The organism is Paenarthrobacter sp. PAE-2 (assembly GCF_026013155.1).
In the GTDB taxonomy this organism is placed as follows: Bacteria; Actinomycetota; Actinomycetes; order Actinomycetales; family Micrococcaceae; genus Arthrobacter; species Arthrobacter ureafaciens.
Genome location: NZ_JAPDNV010000068.1, coordinates 1 through 8,686 on the forward strand (window position 1 = coordinate 1; position 8,686 = coordinate 8,686).

Genomic DNA, 8,686 nt, shown 5'->3' on the forward strand with positions numbered 1-8,686 from the left:
ACACTTTCTAACACCACGGTGCGGCAGCGCCGCCTGAGCGCTACTTGGGTGGGGTAGGCACCCAGGTGGGGCGCCGGATGGGTACGGGGGTGGGGCGCCGGGTGCCCACCCGGGTGCGTGCCGCCGTCGTGCCCTTTCCGTGACCTACCGCAGGGTAGGGTTTCGATCCCGTATCAACACCGTCTCCATGCTGGCCGCGGGCCCCCGCCGCCCCTAAGGTCAGATCATCGACGCCGGCAACGCCGCGTCTACCCACGCACTGTCGCATAGGGGGAACTGTGGATTTCGACTTTACGACGCTGGAAACCGCCACTTACGTGTTCATTGGAACGCTGGCGTTCGCTGCACTTCTGGTCGCTTTCATCGCGGCGGCGGCAATAGCAACAATTGTTCTCATCGGCGTCATGGGCATGGCTTGGTACGCCGTCAAGACCGTCCTTGGCGGACTGGTCCATGGCATCAACTTCGCCTGGGACCGACTGGTCCACCATGCCGGCCAAGTGGACATCCCGGCGGAATTCCAGCCGCAGGTATCCACTGGTACGGGTAGCTACCCGCGGGTAGCATTGAGGGACAGCTGAAGGGTTCGCACCCGAGGCGGACCCTGGCTCCATCCGGCACAACCGGTTAGAGGAGTTATCCCATGTCGTCCGCCACTGACAACAGTCTCTCCGCAGCAAGCGTCAACGCCTCCGCAGAGGAGGCCCGTGCCGTCGCCGAAGCCGCGCGGGAAACCGAATGGAACCGTCCCAGCTTCGCCAAGGGCCTGTACCTGGGCAGCTTCGACCTCAGCCTGATCCACCCCTGGCCCGAGGCCAAGGCAGAGGATGTTGAGCGCGGCGAAGAGTTCATGGCCAAGCTCGAGGCCTTCTGCAGGACCATGTCCGGACGCGTGATCGAACGCGATGCGAAGATCCCGGACGAATACCTCACGGGACTGGCCGGGCTGGGCGTCTTCGGCATGAAGATCCCGCGTGAGTACGGCGGCCTGGGATTGTCGCTGGTTTACTACGGCCGCGCTTTGGCCTTGGTGGGTTCGGTCCATCCCAGCTTGGGTGCCTTGATCTCCGCCCATCAGTCCATCGGCGTCCCCGAGCCCGTGAAGGTCTTCGGCACGGACGAGCAGAAGCGCGAGTACCTGCCCCGATGCGCCGCGGGCGCGATTACCGCTTTTCTGTTGACAGAGCCCGACGTCGGCAGCGACCCCGCGCGCATGGGCGCCACTGCGGTCCTGTCCGACGACGGCGGGTCTTACGTTTTGGACGGCGTGAAGCTCTGGACCACCAACGGCGTGATAGCCGAGCTCGTTGTGGTCATGGCCCGCGTCCCTGAACATACGGATGCGGACGGCACAACCCACAAGGGCGGCATCTCCGCGTTCGTCGTGGAGATGGATTCTCCTGGCATCACCGTGGAGAACCGGAACATCTTCATGGGCCTGCGCGGGATCGAGAACGGCGTCACCCGCTTCCATCAGGTACGTGTCCCGGCGGCCAACAGGCTGGGGCGCGAAGGCCAGGGTTTGAAGATTGCCCTGACCACCCTCAACACGGGCCGCCTCTCCATCCCCGGACTGTGCGTTGCCGCCGGAAAGTGGAGCCTCAAGATTGCCCGCGAGTGGTCCAATGCCCGCACCCAGTGGGGCCGCCCGGTGGGACAGCACGAGGCCGTCAGCAAAAAGATCGCTTTCATTGCCGCCACGACCTTCGCTTTGGAGGCGGTCTTTGAGCTGTCCGCCGAAATGGCCGATGCCGGCTCACGGGACATCCGGATCGAAGCCGCACTGGCCAAGTTGTGGTCGACCGAGCTGAGCTGCAGGATTGCCGACGAACTCGTACAAATCCGCGGCGGCCGCGGGTTTGAAACCGCCGACTCCCTGGAGGCCCGCGGCGAGCGCGCGGTGGCAGCGGAGCAACTCCTCCGTGACCTGAGGATCAACCGCATCTTCGAGGGTTCCAGCGAGATCATGAAGCTCCTCATCGCCCGCGAGGCCGTGGACGCGCACCTCGCGGCAGCGGGCGACCTCGCCTCGCTGGATGCGAGCCTGCAGGACAAAGCGAAGGCCGCCGTCGGGGCTTCCGGCTTCTACGCCCGCTGGCTGCCGAAGCTGGTTGCCGGGGCGGGAATGGACCCGAGGTCCTACTCGGACTTCGGGCGGCTGGGCAAGCAACTGCGTTTCGTGGAGCGTTCGTCCCGCCGGCTGGCACGGCAGACGTTCTACGGCATGGGCCGCTGGCAGGCGAAGCTCGAGCACAAACAAGCGTTCCTCGGCAGGATCGTGGACATCGGAGCCGAGCTGTTCGCGATGGCCGCGTGTTGCTCGCGGGCTGAGAACCTGCTGCACACCCGGCCCGAGCATGCCGCAGCAGCCTTTGAACTGGCAGAGGCCTACTGCGAACAGGCGCGCGTACGGGTGGACGAATACTTCGACCAACTTTGGCGCAACACCGACGACGCCGACCGCGACCTTTCGCGCAAGGTCCTCGCCGGGGATTACGCCTGGCTTGAGGCCGGCATCCTTGACCAGTCCGAAGGAACCGGGCCGTGGATCGCCGACGCCTCCCCCGGCCCCTCAGCCAAGGAGAGCCTGCACCGCAAGTACAGGTAGCTTTCCGGTGCGTTAGCGGACGTCGCCGTCAACGTAGTACCAACGCTTGTCCTCACGCACAAAACGGCTGAGTTCGCGATGGACTCCGCGTTCGCCGTCGTGCCTGTAGTGGGCTGCGAACTCCACCGTGCCCCGCGCGTCCAAAGGTCCGCCGGCCGTGGTTCCGAGGATGTCCAACCGCCGCCATTCCATCTCCGGATCCAGGTCCATGGTGTCCGGCCGCGTGCTCGGATGCCACGTGCGCAGAAGGTATCCGGGGTCCAGGACAACGAAGGCCGAATACCGCGAGCGCATGAGCTGTTCGGCAGTTGGTGCGTCGGCTTCCGAGCGGTGGAACCGGCCACAGCAATGGTCGTATGGATCCCCGGACAGGCACGGGCAAGCGCCGTTGCGGAGACGGGTGAGATCGGGCGTCAAAATGCCCCTTTCCGAGGCCGTAAATGAGAGCTGCGCAACATATTTTCCCACGCCGTATAACAGCTTTGAAACAACCCCGCAGGAGTGCTGAGCCGGGCGTGATTCCGTCGGTGCCGGACCGTAGGCTAGATGTGCAAGCGGGGGAGACCGCGGGCATCAAAACGCAAAGCCAGGGGAGGCTACGTGGAGGATCCGACAACGCTCGCCATCAACCTGACCTACCTGGGGACGTTGGGGATGGCAGTCCTCATGTTCCTGGGTCTGGGATTCGTCATCATCATCACGCTTGTGGTGGCCGGTATCGGGCGTCTGCTGTCGATCATCATCCTTGCGCTTTTCGGCATCTTTCCCAAGAAGGAAACGACGCCGATCGTCCATCTCCCCCAGCGGCCGGAGGACTCCTCCGCCCCGGCTGGTTCCGGCGTCCTCCCTGCTGCTGACGCACCGCTGAACGAGCCCGCTACCGGCCATGTGGCCGTACTGGCCGCAGCCGCCGTTGCCGCTCCGCCCGTACCTTCCGCACCCCCGGTGGTGGTTGAAACGCCACCTGCCCCGGCTCAACCGAAGCGGGACCTCCTTGGAGAAGCCCGACGCCGGGTCGCGGGGGCGGCTGCCTCCGTCAAGGACGGCACGTGGAAGTCCAAGATGGACACCCAGACCAACCATCATCCCCTCGTCGTGGCCGCAGCCAAGGAACCGCCCGTCCTGGCGAAGGGCTGGGCCGAGGCCGTGGCTGAAGCTGACCTGCGGGCGGCTGCCCGGGCCAAGGCGGAACAGCCCCCGGCCATCAAGGTGACAGTCCGCGAGGTGGGAGAGTCGGGATCGCCGGCCAAACCGTCGTCGGGAAACGGTTCTTCCCCGGACGCAGGAACGGCGCCTGCCCCGGCGGACCCTGCCAAGAAGACTGAACCCGCAAAACCAGTCCAACCGGCCGCGCTCAAGCCGCTTTCCAGCAAGCAGGGGGCCAAGAACTCCACTAAAGGGAAGTCCACGGGCCAGGTGCGCAAGGGTTCTTTGAGCGGAGCCAGCCGCAACTCCTAGGCGAAGTCAGGCCGCCAACTGGCGGAACGATGCCCCGTGGTAGATGAGTGGCTCGGAATCATGGTTGACGGTGGTGGACTTGACCTCAAGGACCACGATCGCGTGATCCCCCGCCGGAATCTCTGACACGACTTCGCACTCGAAGCCCAGCACGGCACCGTCGATCAGCACAGCCCCCGAGTCGGTGACGCTGTGGGCCACGCCATCAAAACGGTCGCGGGTCTTGGAGGAGAGCTGGAGGCACGCGGCTTCCTGCCCCTCGGCAAGCACGGATACACCGAGCCGGGCTGCCTGCCGAAGCCTGGGCCAGGTGGTGGAGGAGTTCTGCACGGCGAACATCACCAGCGGAGGCTCCAAGGAAACGCCAACTGTAAAGGACGATGCCACCAAGGCCTCGGGCGTGAAGTCGACCATTGCACTGAACGCAGCCACACCGGACGGGAACCGGGCAAAGGCAGCCTTGATCGCTGCTGTTTCATCCACCGTTGTCCGTGTCATTTGATCTGTCCCCTTTGCGCGTCGATTGAACCTCTTTCCCCATGATTCATGCGTTCCCGGGAACCTCCACGTTTGTGGATCCGGAAGTCGTTTGTATTGCCCGGTGTCAAGAAATGTCTCGCAGTAAGGCCCCTTCCGTTACTTCCCAAGACGAAAAACGAAGAAGTTCTACCACTTGCGTTTCTGCGTCCGGCAGCGCTGTGTAGCCTCGACGGGACACCTCCCCCACCACAGGAAGCCGACATGAGCCTCAACGAGCTACGAACTCTTGGACGCACCGGCGCCCTGATCAGCCCCCTCACCCTTGGCACATTGAACTTCGGGACAGGAACCGCCCCCACCGGTCCTGCGGACAGTATCCGCATCATCAAAGCAGCCCTCGATGCCGGGATCACCAGCATCGACACCGCGGATATCTACTCCCAGGGCGAGGCCGAAAACGTGGTGGGCCAGGCCATCCACGGCCGTCGTGACGAGGTCTTCCTCGCCACCAAGTTCCACGGCCAGATGGGTTCCAATCCTGCCCACGCCGGCAACTCGCGGCGCTGGATCGTCAGGGCAGTGGAAGACAGCCTGCGTCGCTTGGATACGGACAGGATCGACCTATACCAAGCACATCGCCCGGACTACAACACCGACCTGCTGGAAACCATCACCGCCCTCAACGACCTCATCCGGCAGGGCAAGATCCTTTACTACGGCACCTCTGTGTTCAGTCCCGCGCAACTGGTGGAGGCACAGTGGATTGCCAACACCAACCACCTCACGCCCCCAGTCGTGGACCAGGTTCCGTATTCGCTCCTGGTGCGTGCCAACGAACGGGACGTTTTCCCCATCACCCAGCAGTACGGCGTCGGGGTTTTGAGTTACGGACCGCTCGACGGCGGCTGGCTCGCCGGCGGGTACCGGGTGGGTGGCGGTCAGCCTGAAAGTTCGCGCTTCTCGGCTGTCCCGGGCCGCTTCGACGTGACCGCGCCCTTCAACCAAGCAAAGCTGCACGCGGCCGATGCCTTGGGCCGGGTCGCTGCCCGCTACGGCATCTCCTTGATCCAACTGGCCGTGGCATTCGCCATGAACCACCCCGCAGTCACCAGCGTCATCATCGGACCACGGACCGAGGAGCATCTTACTGATTATCTCAAGGCCGCTGATGTCGTACTCAGCGAAGCCATCCTGGACGAGATCGACGATATTGTTGCCCCGGCCGTGAACTTCCTCGAGCGGGATGCCGGCACTGTGGCGCCGCACTTGGAGTACCCGGAACTTCGACGCCGGTAGGCCTTGCAACGTCCTATTGACGGCGGTTCCGGCGCGGCGTGATCCTTGACCTAAGTGCTGCGGCACATCCGCAGCGTCGGTTCCAGTAGAACGCCGCCCGCCATGTCCACACCCCATATTGAACGCGGCCTTGCCGCCACCCCGGGCCAGCCGACCCAAGGCCCACTCACCCACGAAGAACTCCAACTCGCCGGCCGGAACCACTCGATGCCGCTTGAAGCGTTGCACGACGATCTCACCCCCGCGGGACTGCATTACCTGCTGATCCATTTCGACATTCCGCACGTTTCGCTTGAGACGTGGCGGTTGCGGCTGGGCGGGGCTGTTTCCCACTCTCTGGAACTCAGCATCGACGACCTCAAAGCCCGCCCCGCCGTCACCATGCCCGTCACCCTCGAATGCGCGGGAAACGGGCGATCGCTCCTGCAACCCCGGCCACTCAGCCAACCGTGGGTCCTCGGCGCCGTCGGCACGGCGGAGTGGACCGGAACTCCCCTGGCACCCCTGCTTGAGGAGGCCGGGTTGGCGAGTGACGCCGTCGAACTTGTCTTCACCGGCGCTGACAGCGGCATCCAAGGCGGCGTCGAAGAGCCGTATGCGCGGAGCCTGACCATTGAGGAGGCCACGCACCCCGAGGTGATGCTGGTGTACGCAATGAACGGTCAACCGCTGCCGCTGCAGCACGGGTTCCCGCTCCGGCTGCTGGTGCCGGGCTGGTACGGAATGGCGAGCGTGAAGTGGCTGACGTCCATTGAAGCTGTGACGTCGAGGTTCATGGGCTACCAGCAAGCCGTTGCCTACCACTACCTCCAAGGACCCGACGGGCCGGGGTTGCCTGTCACCCACATTCGTGTGCGGTCCTTGATGGTGCCGCCTGGCATTCCCGATTTCTTCACCCGTCGCCGGGTAGTGGATGCCGGACCGGTGATGCTTCACGGGCGGGCGTGGTCCGGGCATGGCGACGTGGAGCGCGTGGAAGTGGGCATCGATGGAACGTGGATGCCTGCGCACCTCGATCCGCCCGTGGGGGACTTCGCCTGGCGCTCGTGGTCCATGGTGTGGGTAGCGAACAAGGGTGATCACGTGCTGCGATGCCGCGCCATGGACTCGTCCGGCGCCCTCCAGCCCACGGAACAGGTGTGGAATTACCAGGGCATAGGGAACAACATGGCGCAACGGGTGGAGGTGACGGTGCGGTAGGGGGGTGTTTCGCGGGTGGGGGCCTGTGCGTGCCTGTACGGGTTCTCGCGCCAAGTTCGCGCGCCGGGTTCGCGGGCCGAGTTCGCGGGAAGCCTGCATGCTCGCTGTAGCCTTGCAGCGGTCCGTGTACGTTTGCGGCGAACACACGACTATCCGCCGCAACCGCTTTCGCTAGACTCGACTGCATCATGAGCAGCCAGTCTTCCGCCCCGGCCACCGTCCGCGTTGACGCTTGGTTGTGGGCGATCCGAGCCTACAAAACCCGTTCCGCCGCAACCGCTGCGTGCCGGGCCGGGCATGTCCGCCTTAACGGCAACCCCGTGAAGGCGTCGCAGCCTGTGATCGTGGGAGACACCATCCGGGTCCGCGAATCCGGGTGGGAACGCGTTTTCGAAGTGCGGCGACTCATTGCCAAGCGTGTGGGCGCCGAGGCTGCATCGCATTGCTACACGGACCACACTCCCCCGCGCCCTGTCCTTCCCCAGCTGGGCCTGCCCCAACGCGACCGCGGTGCCGGCCGGCCGACCAAGAAGGACCGCCGCGACATGGACAAGCTGCGGGGATAACATCCAGCTCCGGCTGGATTTGTGCAGTTATCCACAGATGGGTCTTTCCGGCTCGAACCAGCGTGAACCCCCTGCTTAGACTGGCCAGCACTACGCCAAAAACAGTCGCTGGGGAGTCTGTACATTGCCACGCTTTTTGTTTGCTCTTTCGCCTGCCCATTTCCGTTCCGTTGCCCTCACGGTTTCTGCGCTTGTGCTCCTGAGTTCATGCCAAGACCCTGGCTCGCCGCCGGTTCCAGGCGCGGTTACGGAAACCACGACGGCGCCTCCCGCAGCAAGTGCCTCGCCTTCCGGTTCCTCGAGTCCCTCCTCCGGGAACCCGGGGGTCTACAAGCCTGCTGATTCGAAGGGCAAAGCCGAGAACGTGCCGGTGCCCGTCATGCCCGAGCTGGCGAAGGAGAACTCGAAGGAGGGGCTGGAGGCGTTCATTCGGTACTGGTACGAGGTCAAAAGCTATGCCAATCAGACGGGTGACGTGTCAACCCTTGCCGACCTTAGCTCGGCTGACTGCAGGCTCTGCAACCGCATGAAGAAGGCGTCTGTGGACAGTTACAGAAATGGACGCTGGCTAGCTGGCGGAAGTTTCAGCATCCCAGCGATGGAAATCGAATGGGAACCAGGTAGCGCCTCGCACCGCGCAAAAGTCCAGGTAGTACAAGACGGGATTGCCTACTTCAACTCAGACGGCTCAGAAGGACGGGTTAAAGATGTCGCCACAAATGACGTGTTCATCGTGACAGCCGAGTACCGAACGCGATGGCAGGTGGTGGACGCAGGTGCAATCGCTAAGGATAGGTAGATGGCTTCTTTCCACTATGGTCGTTTTGCTCTTACTCGGCACTCCTCAGGATGCGTTCGCAGATACCCCTGAAGAGTGGGTGAGTTCCAATGACTCCAGTGGGAGCTATGAAATCGGCGTTGATTGGACCTTCGACCCTGATATCGGCCCTGTCAGGGGCCTGTCTGCTGGCAATGTCGCTGCTGCATCCGAGGACCCGAACCAGTACATGGCCGATACCCACTGGGGGTGTCAAGTTTTCTGTGTAAGGGACCGGTCGGTTGTCCGGTCTGCCGGGTG

General features: G+C 63.8%; 9 protein-coding genes. 7 read left to right on the forward strand and 2 right to left on the reverse strand.

What is annotated here, in order from left to right:
• Window positions 1-278: 278 nt before the first annotated feature.
• Window positions 279-581, forward strand: a complete 303-nt coding sequence (locus OCL88_RS20425) for a hypothetical protein (protein WP_264963757.1) — start codon at window positions 279-281, stop codon at window positions 579-581.
• Window positions 582-643: 62 nt separating this feature from the next.
• Window positions 644-2,608 carry an acyl-CoA dehydrogenase family protein gene (locus tag OCL88_RS20430; protein WP_264963758.1) on the forward strand — a complete coding sequence of 655 codons (1,965 nt, stop codon included), beginning with the start codon at window positions 644-646 and terminating at the stop codon, window positions 2,606-2,608.
• Between the two features lie 12 nt (window positions 2,609-2,620).
• Here the strand turns inward: OCL88_RS20430 and OCL88_RS20435 are convergent, their stop codons facing one another.
• Complete coding sequence (locus OCL88_RS20435) at window positions 2,621-3,025, reverse strand: YchJ family protein (RefSeq protein ID WP_264963759.1); 405 nt, start codon at window positions 3,023-3,025, stop codon at window positions 2,621-2,623.
• A gap of 183 nt (window positions 3,026-3,208) precedes the next feature.
• On the opposite strand from OCL88_RS20435, the gene OCL88_RS20440 reads away from it, so the two are divergent.
• On the forward strand, window positions 3,209-4,066 hold the full coding sequence (locus OCL88_RS20440) for a hypothetical protein (RefSeq protein ID WP_264963760.1): 858 nt from the start codon (window positions 3,209-3,211) through the stop codon (window positions 4,064-4,066).
• A 6-nt stretch (window positions 4,067-4,072) separates the two neighbouring features.
• Here the strand turns inward: OCL88_RS20440 and OCL88_RS20445 are convergent, their stop codons facing one another.
• Window positions 4,073-4,564, reverse strand: coding sequence for a flavin reductase family protein (locus tag OCL88_RS20445; RefSeq protein ID WP_021473966.1), 492 nt, complete (start codon window positions 4,562-4,564; stop codon window positions 4,073-4,075).
• Window positions 4,565-4,807: 243 nt separating this feature from the next.
• Here OCL88_RS20445 and OCL88_RS20450 point away from each other — a divergent pair, with 243 nt between their 5' ends.
• The 4 genes from OCL88_RS20450 (at window position 4,808) to OCL88_RS20465 (ending at window position 8,407) form a co-directional block, all read left to right on the forward strand.
• On the forward strand, window positions 4,808-5,842 hold the full coding sequence (locus tag OCL88_RS20450) for an aldo/keto reductase (RefSeq protein ID WP_166187727.1): 1,035 nt from the start codon (window positions 4,808-4,810) through the stop codon (window positions 5,840-5,842).
• 102 nt (window positions 5,843-5,944) lie between these two features.
• Window positions 5,945-7,042 (forward strand): sulfite oxidase, encoded by a 1,098-nt coding sequence (locus OCL88_RS20455; protein ID WP_264963761.1) that lies wholly within the window; start codon window positions 5,945-5,947, stop codon window positions 7,040-7,042.
• A gap of 188 nt (window positions 7,043-7,230) precedes the next feature.
• Window positions 7,231-7,608: an RNA-binding S4 domain-containing protein gene (locus OCL88_RS20460; RefSeq protein WP_264963762.1), complete on the forward strand. Its 378-nt coding sequence runs from the start codon at window positions 7,231-7,233 to the stop codon at window positions 7,606-7,608.
• A 193-nt stretch (window positions 7,609-7,801) separates the two neighbouring features.
• Window positions 7,802-8,407: a DUF6318 family protein gene (locus OCL88_RS20465; protein ID WP_264963763.1), complete on the forward strand. Its 606-nt coding sequence runs from the start codon at window positions 7,802-7,804 to the stop codon at window positions 8,405-8,407.
• Window positions 8,408-8,686: the final 279 nt, after the last annotated feature.

Bases quoted from the DNA above. Each gene is read 5' to 3' on its own strand.
- OCL88_RS20450 (WP_166187727.1), top strand. From the start codon at position 4,808: ATGAGCCTCAACGAGCTACGAACTCTTGGACGCACCGGCGCCCTGATC.
- OCL88_RS20430 (WP_264963758.1), top strand. From the start codon at position 644: ATGTCGTCCGCCACTGACAACAGTCTCTCCGCAGCAAGCGTCAACGCC.
- OCL88_RS20445 (WP_021473966.1), bottom strand. From the start codon at position 4,564: ATGACACGGACAACGGTGGATGAAACAGCAGCGATCAAGGCTGCCTTT.
- OCL88_RS20455 (WP_264963761.1), top strand. From the start codon at position 5,945: ATGTCCACACCCCATATTGAACGCGGCCTTGCCGCCACCCCGGGCCAG.
- OCL88_RS20460 (WP_264963762.1), top strand. From the start codon at position 7,231: ATGAGCAGCCAGTCTTCCGCCCCGGCCACCGTCCGCGTTGACGCTTGG.